This window comes from Agrobacterium sp. Ap1 (assembly GCF_017313375.1).
Classification (GTDB): domain Bacteria; phylum Pseudomonadota; class Alphaproteobacteria; order Rhizobiales; family Rhizobiaceae; genus Neorhizobium; species Neorhizobium cellulosilyticum.
In genome coordinates this window covers 1-711 of sequence record NZ_JAFLMY010000078.1, presented here as the reverse complement: position 1 = coordinate 711, position 711 = coordinate 1, and the positions used below count along the sequence as shown (strand labels likewise).

The window sequence follows — 711 nt, the reverse complement described above, 5'->3', positions numbered from 1 at the left end:
GCGCCAACAGCGGACGTTCGCTATCTACTTCCATCTGCAAAGAAATGAGCCTTGGTGATTTTGAAGCCGATCGGCTTGTCTTGGTACGGCCTTTGCTTGCCGGGGGGATCACGTTCGAACACTTCTTGCCTGACAGGAGAGTTCAGCCAAGGAAGTCTGTCGCGTAGCGCTTCTGAGACCGGAGCGTCAGTAATTTGGATATCGAGACCAACGAAGCGCACTCCGGGAAAGACCTTGCCGATTTGCCCGGGTTTGATCTCGAATATCGTCTTTGGCTGGCTCTCGTCCAAGAAGGCAACAAAGGCCGGATATTCGTCGCTCCGGAAGGCCTTTACCTTCATCTGACCCGAAGCGTTTTTCAACAGTTCGAAGTCTTCGGCCTTGAGCGTTCCGATGCTACTCTTCGTGCCGAGGGTTAGAAGAATTGCTGTTTCCCAGAACCGCGCTAACGTGCCGCCCTTCTCATGCTCTACAGGTAGAAGGTAGACAGTGCCTTTTCCGGGTATATCCGCAATGAGTGCTTCGCCGTATAGGCGTGTGGCACCGCCGCTGCCGGTCAGACTATTGGTCACTCGCGCATAGTGGATTTCCATCACGGTAGATGCGTGCAACGATCTGCCATCAACGTCAAACCAAGCAATCACACGATATCGAACTTTGGCCTTTTCACCAGATTGACATCCCACCAAGGGCAGCGCCAATAGCGATGAG

The 711-nt window shown here is 53.4% G+C and carries 1 pseudogene; it reads right to left on the bottom strand.

The window, feature by feature from the left end:
• Positions 1-20: 20 nt before the first annotated feature.
• A pseudogene (locus tag JZX87_RS31050) lies at positions 21-711 on the bottom strand (hypothetical protein); the annotation flags it as partial.